A 19,182-nucleotide genomic window follows, 5' to 3' on the forward strand; every position below is an offset into this window, starting at 1 on the left:
GATAATTATAATAAATATATCTTAATTCATTTTTACATCATTAAAAACAACACCTGATAAAATAGTATTAATATAAGTATCTTGAGATTGTACATTGTTCTCTGAAAAAGATTGATTATAGCTATGAATAATTGCATTCTCAAAAACAAAATTAATTACAGGTTTATCTTGTTTTTGGTGATAAATTTTTAAACTACCAGACCATTCACCTGGTTTACGAGATAACCATTCTAAAAAGAAAGTATCTATTTCATTAGTAACTACGCCAGATAGATTTACATCTAATCCTCTTTCTTCTTCATCATTTGGATAATAAGTAGAAGATAAATTATAATCGCATTGCGATAACTTAAATACCTTTTCTGTATTATCGTCTTTTTTAATTCTTAATTCTATACGCTGTATTACATTTAATTCTTTCATATTATTTATGTTTTTATTATTGTTTCTTATTTATTACAAAGTTGAAGTAAAATAGCTAAATATTTCTAACTGTTTTCAGTGATATTTATAACTATAATAAGAAGTGTGAATGAAATGTTACTTTTTCTAATTTAAAAAAGGTTAAAAAATAAAAGGATGAGTTGTATATGAGGTTTTGTAAAACTTAATTTTAAATGAGATAGATTACTTTTCAATACAATTCTATTAGATTTTTTTTTAATTTATTCTATTCATATTAAATTAAAATAGTCTTTGGATGGTTTTAATTGATTGAAATTTATTTGTAAATATTACATTAAAAATCAATCTTATTAATATTCATAATTATGTTATCGATAGGTTTGCTGATAAAAGAACTTACTCTAATATTTCTTTTTTCTGCTTCTTTTATAATTTTTGTTTGAAGGTAATAGGCTATAGATCCCACAAAATGTAGTGGTTTTGTAAAAAGTTCTTCTTCATAACACATAATAAGGTTATCAAATAGTTCATTTAAACTTTTGTCAATAATAGCATCTATAAATTCGTTAGATTGATTTTCAATTACAAATTTTGCAAAACTAGCTAGAAAAGCACTAGGGTTTTCTTTTTCATAGAGTCCATTTAAAATTACATCAAGTGTTAAATTGTACTCTTCTTCAAATTTTGTTTTTAAGTCTAAAGGCATTTTATTATAAAAATAAGCATTCAATAATTTTTTACCTAAATAGTTACCACTGCCTTCATCCATAATAGAATAACCTAAAGAAACTTGTTTAACAATAACATTTTTTCCATCGAAATAGCAACAATTAGATCCTGTACCTAATATACAAATTACACCAGGCTCTTTTGTTGTTCCATATACAGCTGCTTTTAAATCTTCTTCTACAGTTATTTTTGTTGCTATATCAAAATATTTAAAAAGAAGTTGTTTTAAATTGTTTCTAGAGTCTTCAGAAGCGCAACCAGCTCCATAAAATAAAATGGTTTCAATTTTACTTTTATAAGACTCTAATTCTTTACTAGAAGTAATAATGTTATTTATCTCTTTTAAAGAAAGTAATCTAGGATTAATACCTATTGTAGCTATTTTTGCGACTTTTTTTTTGTTTGAATTTATTATAATCCAGTCGCATTTTGTTGATCCACTATCAGCAATTAATATCATTGTGTTTATTTTAAGTTAAATTTTAATACATTATTATAAATGTTTTCTAATTTTTTTATGATCATAAGAGATGTGTCTTTAGACTTCCCTTTTACATGAATTAGAATGTTTAAACTATTATTACAATCATTAAAAATTTCGATATCAAATGAACCATTTGGTAAAAATACTTGCAATTTTTTTGTTTCATTTTGAAGATACAAATCAAACTCGCTGCTTACCCAGTTTACAAAACGATGATAAACAGTTATGTCATTAATTTTCTTTATCCTTTTAAGATCTACAAATTCAATTAAATTTCCCAAAATATCAATATCTATTTAAGTTATATTTTTTAATACTTCCATCTAACAAAAGCCTCCATAGCAGCATAATGAGATAAACCTAATTGGTTGTATATATCTGCTGTTTCTTTATTTCTATCTTCTGCTCGTTGCCAAAACTCTCTACTATCTGTACCCTGAAAAACTACGCCGTCTTTTTGTGATTGATGTTTAAAAATAGCTTTTCGTTTTTCTAATACTTGGTCTGGCCCCATTGGAACTGCCATTTCTATTTCATCAACACCCCATTCTTGCCATGCACCTCTGTATAGCCAAACCCAACAATCTTTCATAAATTTTTTAGGTTTTAATTCTTTTACCGCAGCAAAAATAGCATCTAAACAAACTTTATGAGTTCCATGAGGATCAGCTAAATCACCTGCAGCAAAAATTTGATGTGGTTTTATCTTTTCGATTAAGTCTTTAGTAATTTCTACATCAGCAATACCTATTGGGTTCTTTTTTATAGCTCCTGTTTCATAAAAAGGTAATTCCATAAAATGGATTTGTACATCTGGTAAACCGATAAAATGACAACCAGCTCTAGCTTCTCCTTGTCTTATTAAACCTTTTACTTTTCTTACCTCTAATGAATCTATTTCACTAGTTTTTTTATTCTTTAAAAAAGTAGCTGCTTGTTTAAATATATTTTCTGCTTCCGAACTTTTTATTCCAAATTTATCATTAAAGTCACATACAAAACTTGCAAAACGCAAAGCTTCATCATCTGCTACAGCTATGTTTCCAGAGGTTTGATACCCTAAATGAACTTCGTGTCCTTGTTCATGTAATCTTTTAAAGGTTCCTCCCATACTTATAACATCATCATCTGGATGAGGGCTAAAAATTAAGACACGTTTTTTTTCTGGAGTTGCTCTTTCTGGTCTTTTACTGTCGTCAGAATTTGGTTTTCCTCCAGGCCATCCTGTTATTGTGTTCTGAAGCTTGTTAAATATTTTTATATTAATATCATAAGCAGGTCCAGAATCTGCCAATAAATCGCTCATACCGTTTTCAATGTAATCTGCATCTGTTAACATTAAAATTGGTTTTTTAAGAGAAAGTGCTAAACTTAAAACAGCCTTTCTAATTAGATGATCTGTCCAAATAATTTTTTCTACTAACCAAGGTGTATTTATTCTTGTTAGTTTAGAAGCTGCCGCTTGATCTAAAATGAACATGGCATTATTATGTTCTTGTAAATAAGATGCAGGTACCTGACTTGTAACTGTATCTTCTACAGATTCTTTAATAATGTTAGATTTACTTTCTCCCCAAGCCATTAAAATTACTCTTTTGGCTTCCATTATTTTCTTAACACCTAAAGTAATTGCTGTTCTTGGTGTACTTGTTAACCCAGAGAAATCTGCACTTGCAGCTACTCTTGTAATATGATCTAAGGCTACTAATCTTGTTTTTGAATTTTGTAGTGATCCAGATTCATTAAAACCAATGTGTCCATTTCCTCCAATACCTAAAATTTGTAAATCGATACCTCCATAAGCTTCAATCTTAGCTTCATACTCATCACAATAACTTCTAATTTTATCTTTAGGTAGTGTTCCGTCTGGTACAAAACAGTTTTCAGGTAAAATATCAATGTGATTAAATAATTGTTCCTGCATAAAGCGAACGTAACTATTTACAGAATCTGGTTCCATTGGGTAATATTCATCTAAATTAAATGAGATTACATTTTTAAAACTTAAACCTTCTTCTTTATGTAAACGAACTAATTCTGCATACAGCCCCTTTGGAGAAGAACCTGTTGCTAAACCCAGGATGCAAGGTTGTTTTTGCGCTTGTTTTACTTTTATTAGGTTTTCGATTTCCTTTGCCACAGATCTTGATGCTGAAGAAGAATCTTTATAAACAACAGTACCTATATTTTCAAATCTTTTTTCAAAACCTGTTGCTTTATCTATATTACTTTTTAACATACTTTTTTTATTTATGTATTTAGAGTTTTATTTTTTTGTCCAATTTTTAATTTTATGACCTTTTATTGCGTAAAAAAGAATCATAACATAACAAGGTATTAATAGCCAATAACTATTTGTAGAAGCAGTAGCTATTGCTTCTAGTTCTTGCATACCATTTGTAATTAATTCGTATTTTTTAGCATCTACTATTTTACCATATAAAGGAGGTATTATTGCACCACCTGATATTGCCATAATTAATAAAGCAGAAGCTGTTTTTGTAAATTTCCCTAAACCTTTTAAAGTTAAAGGCCAAATAGCTGGCCAAACAAGTGCGTTGGCAATACCTAATGCAGCAACAAATAATATAGACGTATAACCAGTTGTATTTATAATACAAAAACTAAAAATGATACCTAACAGAGCACTTGCAACTAAGGCCGTTTTTTGTTTTATATATTTAGGTATTAAGAAGACGCCTAATATATATGTAGCAATCATTGCTAATAAAGTAAATGTTGTAAAGTATTTTGCTTCTTCACCAGTAAAACCTAATGAAATTCCGTAGGCAATAATGGTATCTCCTGCAATAACTTCTGCACCAACATAAAAAAATAATGCTAAAACCCCCAACCATAAATTAGGAAATTGAAAGATGTTTGTTTTTATATTTTCTTCCTCAATATTTTCTTCTATTTCATCAGCTTCAATTTGTGGTAATGGTGCTTTTCTAATTAAAATTCCTAAAAGAAATAACACAATAGCCATAATTAGATAAGGGATAAAAACGCTATCTGCCATGGAGTTTAATAAAATATTTTTTTCTTCTGATGTAACAGATAATAATTTTTCTTGAACATCATCTATACCAGAAAGTAATAATGCCCCAAAAATTAAAGATCCTAATGCACCCGCAATTTTATTAGCAATACCCATAATTGCAATACGTTTAGCACCACTTTCTATGGGACCTAAAATTGTGATATAAGGATTTGCAGCTGTCTGAAGAATCGTCATACCAATTCCTTGGATAAAAATACCCGTTAAAAACACCCAATATGTTCTTGCTTCTGCTGCAGGAATAAAAACTAACGCTCCAATAGACATAATGATTAATCCTAAAGACATTCCTTTCTTATAGCCTATTTTATTTAAAATATAAGAAGCTGGCAAAGCCATTACAACAAAAGATATATAAGAGGCAGATGCAACTAGGTAAGATTGAGTATCTGTTAATTCATTAATAGTTTTCATAAACGGAATTAATGCTCCATTTATCCATGTAACAAATCCGAAAATGAAGAAAACTCCGGCTATTATTATAATAGGAATAGTACTGTTTTTTTTGTTCATTTTTTTTAATTTATAGATGTAAAATTAAAAAATAAAACAGTTTTTAATGAGTGGTTTAATGTTCTATTATTAGGGGTAGGGTGGTCAATGATTAAAAAATAACAAGAAAGTACTTCTGTTAGTTCGCTATTTTTTAAGTAAGTTTAGTTTTAAATAGGTTGTTTACTTTAGAAGTCTTAGCTATATGAAAAAGAATGATTTTGAGTGAAGTGATAAAAAATGGATTGTATTTACTACAATTCATTTTTCTTTTTATGAAACTTACTAAGATTTAAAACGAACTTCTAATAGGCTGTTTATTTGTGTAGAGAATTTGGTTAAATATTTTTACTTTTTTTGAGAAATAAATTGATTACTTATTTATACAAGGATTTTAAAAAGAAAATTAAATCTTCATAAAAAAAAGAGCAAGTAAAAGATATATCTTTTACTTGCTCTAAACTAATTCAAATAAACACTAATTAACACTAAAAATTTGATGCTCCAGTATCCCACCATAAGCGGGTACCTGCATTATCTGATCCTTTTAATAAAGATACAGCTGTTGCTACACCTTCTGAATTTGTAGATATTTCACTATCTACAAATGGTATTCTTCTAATCTGAATATCAGTATCAACTAAGCCTCCACTTTGGTTACTTACAACAGGAAAAATCTTAGGATATCCTGTACGTCTAAATTCGCTCCAAGCTTCTTGTCCTTCCGGAAACATTGCAATCCATTTTTGAGTAATAATACGTTCTAGATTTTTTTCATTGGTTGCGCCACCATCCCAAGCTATTGTTATATTACTTAAAGCAGCTACACTGTTTGTTGCATTTATAGGATCTGTATAATCTAACGGTGTAGATATATTATCTACAATGTAAGAAGCAGACCCGCTTGCTCCATGTTGATCGAAAGATAATTGGATTCCTTTTTCATAGTTTGTTTGAGCACTTCCTGCGCCTGACCAATTCCTTAAAGATGCTTCTGCTTTTAAGAAAGCAACTTCCGATGCTGTCATTAACTGTACTTTAGATGTGTGAATATTATCATTAATAGCTGAAAAACCAATATAATCTGCTTTTTGAGCAAGTTCATCGGCATATGCTCCTAACAAAGGTAATCCTGCTCTAATACCTTTTACGGTTCCAGATACACTTGTTGGTGCATCAAAATAACTAGTGGCTCTAGAATCATTATAACCTGTTAATATAGACTCCATTGTAGCATTCATTCTTGTATCTCCCCAAGAGTTATCTAAAGTTGTTAAAGGATGATCGAATTCACTGTTCACAAAAAAACCATCTGCATTAGTTTCCATAACTCCTAAACTTTGACTTAACGCTTTTTCGCCTTCTAGTTTTGCTTTATCGGCATCTACCTTAGAAATACGAATTGCTAAACGTAAACGTAAAGAGTTTGCTAGTTTTACCCATTGTTTATAATCTCCGTCATAAGACAAATCGAAAGAAGCAAAACTTTTACTATCTATATTTGCCATTAAATTAGCTACAGCAGTATCTAAATCTGTGAAAAAGGCACTATAAACCTCTTGCTGAGAATCATAAATCCCTGCATTTTCTAAATCTCCAAAGTTTGAATAAACTATTGGTCCGAATACATCACTAACACGATGCATTGTCTCTACCTTTAAGATTAAGGCAACTGCATACAATGTAGGATAATCTATAGCTGTTAATTCACTAATAGTTTGTACATTATTCATTACATTAGTATAAGGAATACTCCAAATACTATTATTCCAACCGCTTATCATTTTATAAGTGGTGTTATTAGCTCCAGCAACAAATGGTCTTGGGTTTGTCATATACCCAGAATATACATCTGCGTTTAAATTTTGCTGTAATTGATATTGAGCAGCTGGACTGTATTTATAAATATTCTCGAAAATAGGTTTATATTTTGACCCTACATGCTGAAAATCTACCTCTAATTGTTCTTGCGTAATATTTCTATCATTTACATTGTAATCTTCTAAATTACTACAAGACGTAGCAACTAACCCTAAAACAATTAAACGTGCTAATATTTTATTTATATTTTTCATCTTTTATTTATTTTTTAGAATGTTAAATTAAGATTCAATCCAATACTTCTTGTTGAAGGAAGTCCTAGAATATCTACACCCTGTAATGCATTACCTGTACTTAAAGAAACGTTAGGATCGTGTGGCGCATCTTTATAAAAGAAAAACAAGTTACTACCTACTAATGATGCTTTAACTGAAGAGAAAAATGATTCTTCACTTAATTTAAAGTTATACCCCAAAGCAAATTCTGCTAACCTTACATTAGTTGCACTATAAATATATTCACCAGTAAAACCATTTCTACCACCTACTTTTCCATAATATTCTTGTGCTGTTAATGTTGATGTATTTCCAGCTAAATCTACCACTGCGATGTTAGCATTTTCGGTTTCTCTAGCAGAGTTATTACTAAATCCTTCTACAATAGCTTCGGTCATACTCATGGTTTCACCACCAAATTTTCCATCAATTAAAAAATCTATAGTAATATTTTTGTATTGAAAAGAGTTGTTCCAACCTAAAGTAAAGTCTGGGTTTGCGTTACCTACTTTTGTTAAACCATCAACCGTATTATCATCATTAGCTATTACCGCATCGTTGTCTACAATAGGCAACCCGTTTTCGTCTCTTCTAACTACTTGCGCATAAATATCACCAAAAGAACCACCTTCAACTAAATAAGAACCAAAAGTATTAGAGCTTTTACTAGATATTGTAAAAAACTCAGGTTCAATTAAACCTTCTAAGACTTGGCCATTATAAATTTTTTCAACAGTGTTCTTATTCGTTGCAAAGTTTAATATTGATGTCCATTCGAAATTATCATTTTGTATAGGGGTGAAAAAAGTAGAAATTTCTACACCTGAATTAGAAATTTCACCAGAATTTAAATATGCTTGTTCTGCACCTATAATAGAAACGGATGTTGAAAATGCATAATATTGATCTACAGTTCTAGTATTATAATACCCTAAATCGATTCCAAATCTATTATTATTAAATTTCCATTCCGTACCAATTTCAAAAGATTTCTGTCTTTCTGGCTTAGGTGTAGAACCTGGAAAAGGTCTAATAGGATTTATTGAATTAACACCTCCACCACCAAAAAGAATACTACTATTAGGTGATATTCTGTCTGCAGAAAAACCACTACCAACTTCTGCATAAGATGTTCTTATTTTTCCAAATGAAATATGTTCTCCTAAATCAAATAATTCACTTAAAACACCTGTTACACCAACCGAAGGATAAAAGAATGAATTGTTTTCTTCAGGTAATGTAGAAGACCAATCGTTTCTAGCTGTTAAATCAATATAAATTTTTTCTTTAAAACCAATGGTTGCACTTGCAAATAATGAACTTACTCTTGTTTCTAAAGAGTTTTGCTCGAATTTTACAGAAGGATTTCCGTTAAAGTTTTGAAATGAGAATACATTTGCAAATTGTAAACCTCCACTTATTCCTGAATCTCCCACAAAAGATTCAGTTGTAGTACGTTTGGTACTAGTTCCTAGAATTGCTATTAGAGAAAAATCTTCATTAATACTGGTATTAATATTTGCTAAAAAATCTCCGTATAATTGTGTATAATCATTTTCTTCAACAATATACCTTCCGTTTTCTGGGGCTAAAGTGGCATTTGTTGTAGCATATATTTTTCTTTCAAAATCTAGAAATGATTTATCATACGTACCTCTAGTTTGTAATGTAAGCCAATCTGTAAGTTTAAAACTTAGATTTAATGAAGCAACTAATTTTGTATTTGTATCTTCAGAAACATTACGGTTTAAAATCCAATATGGATTTTGTTCTATATCACTAGTAAAAAATGTTCCAGGTTCTGATCCTTCACCACGAAACCATCTTTGAGTCATTATATTTCTGTTAGGATTGTAAACTTCAAAGTTAGAATAGTCAGATAATTTCTCTGTATCAGATTCAAAAGCATACACACCAACTAAAGGATTATAATATGTTGCAGAAACAGGTCTATTTACTACATTTTGAGTAGATCCCATAACACTAGCATTTACTGTTAACTTATCGTCAAAAAGCTTTGCAGTTTCTCTAATATTAAATGTATGTTGCTTTAACTTGTTTGTTGGTAAAGTTCCGCTTGCAAATGTATTACTATAAGAAAAATAAGTTTGTGCTTTTTCTGTACCACCCGATATAGATATTGCATTAATATTAGTAAACCCTGTAGATAAAAAATCATCAATATTACTTTGAGATTCATCATTAAAATCCATAACATAAGCAGAATTCTCAACAGTTAAATTTGAAGAGTAACCAACCTTAAAACTACCGGATTTACCTTTTTTAGTCGTAATTAAAATTACACCGTTTAAACCAGCACTACCATATAATGCAGAAGCAGATGCTCCTTTTAAAACCGTTAAAGACTCAATATCATCTGGATTTATTAAAGATAAAGCATCTCCTCCATCTCTATTACCGCCATCTTTACTCCCTAAAGAATTTACTGGTTGGCTAGATGATGGGTTAGATAATGGAATACCATCTACAACATATAAAGGTTGGTTATTACCTATAGACGAATTACCTCTTAAAGTTACTTTGACAGATCCACCAGCGCCTGAAGCACTTCTAGAGATGTTTACACCTGCAACCTTACCCGATAAGCTATTTACAGGGTTTGTTTGTTTTACTTTATTTAACTCATCTGCATTAATGTCTTGAGCTGCATAGGTTAAAGATTTTCTTGATTTTTTAATACCAAGTGCTGTAACAACAATTTCATCTAATTGACTTGCATCTTCTTCTAAAATAACATTTACTTTATTAAAAGTGCTTAAAACTGTAATTTTTTTTGCTTTCATTCCTAAAAAAGAAAAGCTTAAAATGTCTCCAACAGAAGCTTTAATGGTATACATACCGTCAAAGTCTGTTTCTGTTCCTATTGTTGTACCCTGTACAACAATACTTACTCCTGGCAGTGTAGTTCCGTCTAATTTAGAAGTAACTGTACCAGAAATTGTTTTTTCTTGTGCTTTTACGCTTAATGTAAAAACAATAGAAAAAACAATAAATAGTAATGTTTGAATTTTTTTCATGGAAATAAATAATTTTAGTTAATAATAAAATTGGTTAGTTATTATTCTCAAAATTAATAAGTTACATGTGTATTTGTAAGGGGGTAATAGAGCTATAAAGAGGGGGTATTAGTTCATTTTATATTTTGAACTTAATTTAAACAATTAAGAAATACAAACAGGTATTTGTAAAGTAGTAAAACGAGTAAAGATATGATGAAAATGTATCTTGAGTAAGTAATAGGGGAGAAGCACTATTAAAGTATATATTAGTAGCTTTATTTAATTAGATTTCTGAAGGTTCTTTAACTGTGGGTGTTTTAATATTATAGGAGCAGTAGTTGTTTGCATGCTATTTTAGCTTTGCAAATAATATAAGCACTCACTATCTTATCACTATGGTTCTAGGATATAGTATATTTTGATGTTGACTTGTTTATTCTAAATTAAAAATGATTTAAAACGTCTATTCTGATTACATACATCCTTTTCTCTGACTTTATTCAGTAAGAAGTGCAGCTATAAAAGCCTTCTTTTTCTTGCTATTATAGCTGCTCTTACCTATTTTCGGCAGAAATTAAAATAGAAAATTTAGAATCTAAATAGGATAAATAAATTTTGTTAAACGAAATTATAAAAAGGCTAAAAATTAATAGAATGATTATTTTATACGAACTTCTAAAGGATTATTTATTTTTTTTGAGAATATTTTTAAATAAGCTTCCCAGGCTTGTCTTGTTTTAAATTGATTGCTTTTCTTCCATCCAAAACCAGCATAATAAACTACTTTATTATTTTTTACTATAAGATGTGCGTAAGCGTTGCTTAAATCCGGAGTATCAATATCATATTTTTCAAATCCAGAAAAAGTGTTTCTATCAGCAATAATTGCAGATCCAAGTTCAGAATCTGCATGAGGTTGCCAATAACTTACCCAACCTTCATCTTTGTTACCAGAAACTTCTCCGTCTTTTTCATGTAAAGTTAAACCTGCAGAAATTTGATCGACTCCTTCAATTGAAGTTGAAAATTTAGAAAGATTACTTCCAAGATCTAAACTGATTGTTTTAGATTCTTTAATTATCTTACCAGAAGCATCCCAGTTAGCATATTCTAAATAAAAGCTAGTTCTTATTGGTCCTGTAGTAATTGTTTTCCATTTTGTATAATTTTTAGATAAAAAATAAGTACTATCTATTTTAACAGCAATACCACCAATACCTCTACTAGAACCAACGTGAAAATCATCTAAACCTTCACCTGTATCTTCATGATAAGACCCTGTTTTATCAATTATAGTTTCTTTGTACCATTTATTTATTATTGGGTATTTTACTTTTTTTAACCAAGCATCAACACCGCTAGATAAAGTTCCTCCAGGAACATTTTCTTCTACCATTTTTTGTGCAACGGGTCCGTAAACTCTAAATGCTACTTTATCGTTTTCCCAAGTATAGTCATCTGTTCTTTCTGGGACAAAACGAGAATAGCATAACTCTTCTGCTTTTGGTTTTTCTGCATCAGAAATAGTTACAACTTCAAAGTTTACTTCAGAATTAGCTGCTATTTTAGGTTGAAATAACAATTGATCCATTGCTCCATCTCCATCAGTATCTACTAATTGTGTAACCAAAAGTTTACCTGTTGTTGTGTTTTTTATGCCTATAGAAGAAAGGTTTTCTGTACTTAGCGCTGTTCTTTGAATTTCTACGGTTTCAAAGGTACGCTCGAAATTTAGTGTGTTTTTAACGGTAATAATTGTATCCTTTTTTTCTTGAGAGCAAGAACATAAAAGTGTTACAATTAATAAACATGAAAGTGTTTTAATTGTATTCATTATTATATTAGGTTTTAGTTTTTAACTTAAAAACCTGCCTCATTTCTATAATAAGGCAGGTTTTATTTATTTAATCTTCATTAGCTGGTTTACCAATAGTAGCTAAAATTCCACCATCAACATAAACCACTTGTCCGTTAACAAAATCACTTGCTTTAGAACTTAAAAAAATAGCTGCGCCTTGTAAATCATCTGGATCACCCCATTTGCCTGCGGGAGTTCTACTTACAATAAAATCATTAAAAGGATTACCTTCAATTCTAATTGGCTCTGTTTGACTTGTTGCAAAATATCCTGGACCAATACCATTAGTTTGAATATTATATTTAGCCCATTCTGTAGCCATATTTTTGGTTAACATTTTTAGGCCACCTTTTGCTGCTGCATAAGCACCAACAGAGTTTCTACCTAATTCACTCATCATAGAGCAAATGTTAATGATTTTACCGCTTTTTCTTTCTATCATTCCTTTAACAACATGTTTAGAAACAATAAAAGGAGCCACTAAATCAACATCAATTACAGCTTTAAAATCAACCACTTCCATTTCTACTAAAGGAGTTCTTTTAATAATACCTGCGTTATTTACTAAAATATCAATATTACCAATTTCTGCTTCAATTTTGGCTACACTTTCTTTTACTGCATTTTCATCAGTAACATTAAAAAGAGAACCATAAGCGTCTATACCTTCGGCTTTATATTCTGCTAATGCTTTGTCTAATTTTTCTTGAGAAGAATTTCCGTTCACTATAATTTTAGCTCCGGCATTTCCAATTCCTTTAGCCATTGCCATTCCAAGACCATGAGTTGCACCTGTTATTAATGCTACTTTTCCTGATAAATCAAATAAGTTAATTGACATAATCTTTTATTTTAATTCGTTTATTTTACAATGATCCATATCACCATAATCTAAATTTTCACCAGCCATTCCCCAAATAAAAGAATAACTACTTGTGCCAGATCCAGAGTGAATTGACCATGGTGGAGAAATTACAGCTTCATTATTTCCCATCCAAATATGTCTAGTTTCTGTTGGTTCTCCCATAAAATGACAAACAGCTTGGTCTGCTGGAACTTCAAAATAAAAGTAAACTTCCATTCTTCTATCATGCACATGTGCAGGCATAGTGTTCCAAGAACTTCCAGGTTTAATAGTTGTCATCCCCATTTGTAGTTGGCAAACATCTACCACACTATTTACAATATATTTTCTTAAAGTTCTTGCATTTGCAGTTTCTGGCGCTCCTAACTCTATAACTTCTACATCATCTTTACCAATTTTTTTATTTGGAAAAGCTTTGTGAGCAGGAGTGGAGTTTAAGTAAAATAAAGCTGGGTTTTCTGATGATGCACTAGAAAACATAACATCTTTGTTTCCTTTACCTACATATAATGCTTCTTTATGTTCTAAAATATAAGAAGTTCCATCAACAATTACTGTTCCTTTTTCTCCAACATTTATAATTCCCAATTCTCTTCTATCTAAAAAGTTTTCAGATTTTAAAGGATTTATAGTTTTTAGTTTTAAAGATTCGTTTGTTGGTACTGCACTACCTGTTATAAATCTATCATAATGAGAATATACTAGGTTTATAACATTTGGAATCATTAAATTGTTTACTAAAAACTCTTCTCTAAGCCTTGTTGTGTTGTAGTTTTTTACATCTTTTGGAGATGCTGCGTATCTTGTTGTGAAATTTGTTATCATTCTTAAATTTAAAGATTAATTGTAAGTTCTCTTACAAAAGTAATAAAAAATATAAAAATACAATCGATTGTATTTTTATATTTTTATATTTACCTTTTATTTATGATAATAATATGTTTAGTTTTACCCTAATATAGGTGCCAATAAAAAATGGATTTTTTTTTAAAATGGAAAACACTGAAGTAACCATACATGACATTGCTGCAATTTTAGGAATAGATAGTTCTACGGTGTCTAGAGCATTAAACAACAGTCCTAGAGTTGCTGAAAAAACAAAAAATAAAATTTTAGAAAAAGCTAATGAATTAGGTTACCAGAGAAACCATTTGGCTTCTAATTTAAGAAAAAATAAAACTTATACATTGGGGGTAATTGTACCAAGAATTTCTAGAGATTTTTTTTCTTCTACAATTTCAGGAATAGAAGAAACAGCTTTTAAGGCTGGGTACAATGTTATTATTTGTCAATCTTTAGAAAGTTTAGAAAGAGAAGAAAATATTATAAAAACGTTATTATCAAATAGAGTAGATGGAGTTTTAATTTCTATTTCTATGGAAACTACAAACTATAAACATTTAGAAGGATTAAAAAAAAGAAACATACCGTATGTTTTTTTTGATAGACATTGTAATATAGAAGGAAATAGTAATGTTCTTATTGATGATTTTGATGCAGCATTTGTTGCTACAGAGCATTTAATTAAGAAAAAAAGTGAAGTTATAGCACATTTTTCTGGACCTCAGAATTTAGAAATTTATAAAAATAGATTTAAAGGCTACAAGGCAGCATTAAAAAAATATAATATTCCATTTAGTAAGGAATTAGTAATTTCTTCAAGTTTAATGGAAAGTGATGGAGAAGAAAATGTAAAAAAGCTATTAACATTACCTTATAAGTTAGATGGTTTGTTTTGTGCAAATGATGTTGTAGCTATTGGAGCAATAAAATATTTAAAAAATATAAAAGTAGAAATACCTAAAGACATAGCTATTGTTGGTTTTAGTAACGAATCTATTTCTTCTGTAATAGATCCATCATTAACAACAATTAACCAACCAGGATTAGAAATAGGTATAACTGCTACAAACTTGTTAATTTCTCAAATTGATGATAAATCAAAAATAATTACCAATGAAACTATAATTGTAAAAACAAATTTAATTGAACGCAATTCTTCTTTAAGAGTTTTTGAGTAAAATGTACTTATCAAAACTCTTCTTTTTAAAGACCTATATGAAATTTATAAAAATAATATTCTCTTTCCTTTTAATCTTAGTAACATATTCTACTATTTCTCAAGATTTCTCTGGTACTAATCAATCATTAAAATTTAAACAATTTTCTTTAGTAGATGGTTTATCTCAAAGTTCTGTATTGTGTATTATGCAAGACTCTAAAGGATATATGTGGTTTGGTACAAGAGATGGTTTAAATAAATATGATGGCCATACATTTAAAACATACAGACACAATTATAAAGATAAAAATAGTATAAGCAATAGTTTTATAAAAACCTTAGTTGAAGATAAAAACGGAGATATTTGGATTGGGACAAACAACGGTTTAAATAAATTTACACCTAATAATGATAGTTTTGAACGTTATAAACATTCAGAAACTAAAAAAAGTAGCTTTGATAATGAAATTTGGAGTTTAACATCTGCAGGAGACAATAATTTATGGGTTGGTACAAACTCTGGTTTAGAAAAGTTTAATATTATAACTAAAGAAAGAACAGACATTGCAAAGGATTCTGTCCATTTATTAAAAAATCAAATTAGATCTTTATTTAGATCTTCTGATAATAATTTATGGATTTGTAATAGAAAAAATATTATTGTTTATAATGATAGTATAGTTAAAGAGATTTCTTATCCTCAGACTCAAGTTAGAAAAACAACAAGAAACTACGCGCCAATTGTTTATGAGGATAAAAACAATACTATTTGGTTGGGGTATAGAGATGGTTTAGCGGTCTTTAATCCTCAAAAAAACGAGTTTCAACATTTTAAAATAAAAACAAATAAAATAAGTTCTATTAATGAAGAGGTTAGGTCTGTTTATGAAGATTTTTATGGAAACATTTGGGTAGGTACTTACAATGGTTTATATATAATTAATAAAGAAAAAAATGTAATCAATCATTACCTGCATGACGAAAAAAATAAAAACAGTTTAAGCCAAAATTCTATTTTTAATATTACAGGAGATACAAAAGGAAATGTTTGGATTGGTACCTATGCTGGTGGAGTAAATTATTACGACAGAAGTTTTGACCTTTTTAAAAACTATTACATAGGGGCAAGTAATTATAAATTAAATTATAAAGTTATAAGCTCTATTGTAGAGGATGCTTCTAAAAATTTATGGATTGGTACCGAAGGTGGAGGTATTAACTTTTTAAATATAAAAACGGGGAAATTTACATATTATACGCACAATGAAGACAACCCAAAATCTATAAGCACTAATAATGTAAAAGCACTTCTAAGAACAAGTGAAGGTAACTTTTGGATCGGTACACACGATGGTGGTCTTAATTTTTTAAACCCAACAAAAACACCTTTCAATTTTAAAAAATTTAATAATGATTCTAACGATAGTTTAAGTATTAGTAATGATAGAATTATTTCATTATTTGAAGATGTAAATAAACATATTTGGGTAGGAACTTCTGGTGGAGGATTAAATGTGTTTCATAAAAAAAAGAAAACCTTTCTAAGAGTTAAAAATACAGAACAATCTATTGGGGAAATAATTTATAATATTTCAAAAACAGAAGATAAAAATGTTTTATTAATTTCGGGCAACAAAGGTTTAGCAAAGATAAACATAAACACTAAAGAGATAGTACCTATAAAATATAAACAAGAAAGAGAAGAAGATACTTCTATTATTACCCTTTGTGCTTTTGAAGATAAACAGCGTAATTTATGGATAGGTACAGAAGGTTATGGACTCTATTTTTACAATTATACTACAAAAGAAACAATAAATTATGGTTTGGAAGAAGGATTACCAAACCAAGTTATTTATACTGTTTTACCCGACGATTATAACAATTTATGGTTTAGTACAAATAAAGGGTTAAGTAGATTAAACTTAGAAAGTAATCAGTTTAAAAACTTTGATATTTCTGATGGTATATCTAGTAATGAGTTTAATTATAACTCTAAAATTAAATTGCAAAACAAAGAATTGATGTTTGGTAGTACAAACGGAATTGTATTTTTTAATCCAAATAAAATTTTAGAAAATTCTTTTATTCCCCCAGTTTATGTTACCTCTGTTTCTGTAAATAATAAGCCATATTTATCAGGTTCTTCAATAAATGAAAAAATAACTCTTAACCACAATCAAAATGTCTTTAATTTTAACTTTATAGCTTTGAGTTATTCAAAATCAGAAAAAAATGAATATGCTTACAGATTAGATGGTTTTGATAAGAATTGGAATTATATAGGACATAATAAATCTGCTACTTACACAAATTTAGACGCAGGTAATTATACCTTTAGAGTAAAAGCATCTAATAATGATGGCCTCTGGAATGAGAAAGGACACTCTATTTATATAACTATACTACCTCCTTTCTGGAAAACTTGGTGGGCATATTTAATTTATTCAATTTTAATTATTGGTAGTTTATTTTTGATTAGAAAATATTCTTTGTTAAGGATATACGAAAAAAACGAACTAAAACAAGAGCGTTTAGAAAAACAAAAAATAGAAGAGATAAATAGATTAAAATTGACACTATTTACTAATATCTCTCATGATTTTAGAACACCGTTAACTTTAATTATTGGTCCTTTAGAGAGGATGTTAAAAAATAATGAAGGTTCTATTTCTATACAAAACCAACATAAAACCATGTATAGAAATGCAAGTGTTTTGTTGCAGTTAATCAATCAATTGTTAGATTTTAGAAAAAGTGAAACAGGTAAATTAAAGTTACGAGCATCAGAAAATAATATTGTTTCGTTTATAGAAAATATAAAGAAATCTTTTGATGAAATGGCAGATTATAGAGAAATTGATTTTACATTTAAATCTAAAGATAAACATATTGATATATGGTTTGATGATGTAAATTTAAAAAAGGTGATTTTTAATTTATTATCAAATGCTTTTAAATTTACACCTAACAATGGTAAAATTAGAATTAAATTATCTACTTATACAAAACCTAAAAATTTAAAGCAGTTTATTCAAATAGAGATAAAAGACGACGGAAAAGGAATTCCTAAAAAGAATGTCAAATTTATTTTTGATAGATTTTATCAAATAAAAAGAGATGAAAACTCTAGATCAGGAACAGGTATTGGTTTGGCATTGGTAAAAAGTATTATAAAACTTCACAAAGGAAGTATTACAGTAAAAAGTAAAGAAAAGGAAGGAGCAACTTTTGTAATTCAATTGCCGTTTGGAAACTCACATTTACAAAAAGAACAAATAGTTGATATATCTGAAGAGGTAAATGAAGCCGTTTTTTTACAAGATAATCCTATAAATTATTTAGAAGAAAAACCTAAAAACAATAATATTGAAGATATAGATGATAATATTCCTACTTTACTATTAGTAGAAGATAATACGGAGGTTAGAAACTTTATCAAACAAATTTTTGAGAATAACCATAATATTTTAGAAGCAGAAAATGGTGAGGTAGCATTAGAAATAGCTAAGAATAATTCGATAAATTTAATTATTAGTGATGTTATGATGCCAATAATGGATGGTATTGAGCTTTGTGAAAAAATTAAAACAGATGTTGTTACCAGTCACATTCCTGTATTACTTTTAACGGCAAAAACTTCTAAAGAATCTCAAAAAGAAGGTTATAAAACAGGTGCAGATGCCTACCTAACTAAACCTTTTGATGCTAGTATTTTAGAACAAAAAGTAATGAACCTTTTGCAGACAAGGCTAAATTTTATTAAAAAGTTTAAAAAAGATATTATTTTAAAACCTAAGGAATTAGAAATAACATCTGCAGATGAAATTTTTCTTAAAAAGTGTATTACAATTGTAGAAGAAAATATCAATAATTCAGAATTTACTATTGTTGACCTTATAAATGAAATAGGAATGAGTCGTTCTGCTTTTTATAGAAAATTAAAAGCATTAACAGGTCAATCTATAATAGAGTTTATTAAAACAATTAAATTAAAAAGAGCTGCTCAATTAATATCACAAACAAAACGTACTATTTCTGAAATAGCGTTTGAGCTTGGTTTTAATGATTTAAAACACTTTAGAAAATCATTTAAAAAACAGTTTAATGAGTTGCCTTCTCAATACAGAGTAAAAAACCATGAAGACATTCAATTAAATTCTTAAGAAA

The 19,182-nt window shown here is 28.8% G+C and carries 12 protein-coding genes; 2 read left to right on the forward strand and 10 right to left on the reverse strand.

The genetic code is table 11. From position 1 onward, the window contains the following. Nucleotides 1–21: 21 nt before the first annotated feature. The 10 genes from tssD to kduI form a co-directional block, all read right to left on the reverse strand. Nucleotides 22–423, reverse strand: a complete 402-nt coding sequence (gene tssD, locus GQS57_RS02595; RefSeq protein WP_165730910.1) for a type VI secretion system tube protein TssD — start codon at nucleotides 421–423, stop codon at nucleotides 22–24. 316 nt (nucleotides 424–739) lie between these two features. Next, the gene (locus GQS57_RS02600; protein ID WP_165730912.1) at nucleotides 740–1,594 is read right to left on the reverse strand and encodes a BadF/BadG/BcrA/BcrD ATPase family protein; all 855 of its coding nucleotides are present in this window, start codon (nucleotides 1,592–1,594) and stop codon (nucleotides 740–742) included. A 5-nt stretch (nucleotides 1,595–1,599) separates the two neighbouring features. After that, a complete protein-coding gene (locus tag GQS57_RS02605; protein ID WP_165730914.1) occupies nucleotides 1,600–1,899 on the reverse strand; it encodes a hypothetical protein in 300 nt (99 codons plus the stop codon). A 29-nt stretch (nucleotides 1,900–1,928) separates the two neighbouring features. After that, the gene (gene nagB, locus GQS57_RS02610; protein ID WP_165730916.1) at nucleotides 1,929–3,857 is read right to left on the reverse strand and encodes a glucosamine-6-phosphate deaminase; all 1,929 of its coding nucleotides are present in this window, start codon (nucleotides 3,855–3,857) and stop codon (nucleotides 1,929–1,931) included. 27 nt (nucleotides 3,858–3,884) lie between these two features. Continuing rightward, nucleotides 3,885–5,192, reverse strand: a complete 1,308-nt coding sequence (locus tag GQS57_RS02615; protein WP_165730918.1) for a sugar MFS transporter — start codon at nucleotides 5,190–5,192, stop codon at nucleotides 3,885–3,887. A 467-nt stretch (nucleotides 5,193–5,659) separates the two neighbouring features. Then, nucleotides 5,660–7,246 carry a RagB/SusD family nutrient uptake outer membrane protein gene (locus GQS57_RS02620; protein ID WP_165730920.1) on the reverse strand — a complete coding sequence of 529 codons (1,587 nt, stop codon included), beginning with the start codon at nucleotides 7,244–7,246 and terminating at the stop codon, nucleotides 5,660–5,662. Nucleotides 7,247–7,260: 14 nt separating this feature from the next. Beyond that, entirely contained in the window at nucleotides 7,261–10,305 is a 3,045-nt protein-coding gene (locus tag GQS57_RS02625) for a TonB-dependent receptor (protein WP_165730922.1), read from the reverse strand. A gap of 640 nt (nucleotides 10,306–10,945) precedes the next feature. Next, a complete protein-coding gene (locus GQS57_RS02630) occupies nucleotides 10,946–12,121 on the reverse strand; it encodes a DUF4861 domain-containing protein (RefSeq protein WP_165730924.1) in 1,176 nt (391 codons plus the stop codon). A gap of 70 nt (nucleotides 12,122–12,191) precedes the next feature. After that, complete coding sequence (locus GQS57_RS02635) at nucleotides 12,192–12,986, reverse strand: gluconate 5-dehydrogenase (protein WP_165730926.1); 795 nt, start codon at nucleotides 12,984–12,986, stop codon at nucleotides 12,192–12,194. A 6-nt stretch (nucleotides 12,987–12,992) separates the two neighbouring features. Next, a complete protein-coding gene (kduI, locus tag GQS57_RS02640; RefSeq protein ID WP_165730928.1) occupies nucleotides 12,993–13,835 on the reverse strand; it encodes a 5-dehydro-4-deoxy-D-glucuronate isomerase in 843 nt (280 codons plus the stop codon). Nucleotides 13,836–14,002: 167 nt separating this feature from the next. Here kduI and GQS57_RS02645 point away from each other — a divergent pair, with 167 nt between their 5' ends. Further along, nucleotides 14,003–15,031: a LacI family DNA-binding transcriptional regulator gene (locus GQS57_RS02645; RefSeq protein ID WP_165730930.1), complete on the forward strand. Its 1,029-nt coding sequence runs from the start codon at nucleotides 14,003–14,005 to the stop codon at nucleotides 15,029–15,031. Nucleotides 15,032–15,068: 37 nt separating this feature from the next. Beyond that, the gene (locus tag GQS57_RS02650; RefSeq protein WP_165730932.1) at nucleotides 15,069–19,178 is read left to right on the forward strand and encodes a hybrid sensor histidine kinase/response regulator transcription factor; all 4,110 of its coding nucleotides are present in this window, start codon (nucleotides 15,069–15,071) and stop codon (nucleotides 19,176–19,178) included. Nucleotides 19,179–19,182: the final 4 nt, after the last annotated feature.

This window comes from Polaribacter sp. 20A6 (genome assembly GCF_011378915.1).
Taxonomy (GTDB): Bacteria; Bacteroidota; Bacteroidia; order Flavobacteriales; family Flavobacteriaceae; genus Polaribacter; species Polaribacter sejongensis.

Bases quoted from the DNA above. Each gene is read 5' to 3' on its own strand.
- GQS57_RS02650 (WP_165730932.1), top strand. From the start codon at position 15,069: ATGAAATTTATAAAAATAATATTCTCTTTCCTTTTAATCTTAGTAACA.
- GQS57_RS02600 (WP_165730912.1), bottom strand. From the start codon at position 1,594: ATGATATTAATTGCTGATAGTGGATCAACAAAATGCGACTGGATTATA.
- GQS57_RS02645 (WP_165730930.1), top strand. From the start codon at position 14,003: ATGGAAAACACTGAAGTAACCATACATGACATTGCTGCAATTTTAGGA.
- GQS57_RS02630 (WP_165730924.1), bottom strand. From the start codon at position 12,121: ATGAATACAATTAAAACACTTTCATGTTTATTAATTGTAACACTTTTA.
- GQS57_RS02635 (WP_165730926.1), bottom strand. From the start codon at position 12,986: ATGTCAATTAACTTATTTGATTTATCAGGAAAAGTAGCATTAATAACA.
- GQS57_RS02620 (WP_165730920.1), bottom strand. From the start codon at position 7,246: ATGAAAAATATAAATAAAATATTAGCACGTTTAATTGTTTTAGGGTTA.
- kduI (WP_165730928.1), bottom strand. From the start codon at position 13,835: ATGATAACAAATTTCACAACAAGATACGCAGCATCTCCAAAAGATGTA.
- nagB (WP_165730916.1), bottom strand. From the start codon at position 3,857: ATGTTAAAAAGTAATATAGATAAAGCAACAGGTTTTGAAAAAAGATTT.
- GQS57_RS02615 (WP_165730918.1), bottom strand. From the start codon at position 5,192: ATGAACAAAAAAAACAGTACTATTCCTATTATAATAATAGCCGGAGTT.
- tssD (WP_165730910.1), bottom strand. From the start codon at position 423: ATGAAAGAATTAAATGTAATACAGCGTATAGAATTAAGAATTAAAAAA.
- GQS57_RS02625 (WP_165730922.1), bottom strand. From the start codon at position 10,305: ATGAAAAAAATTCAAACATTACTATTTATTGTTTTTTCTATTGTTTTT.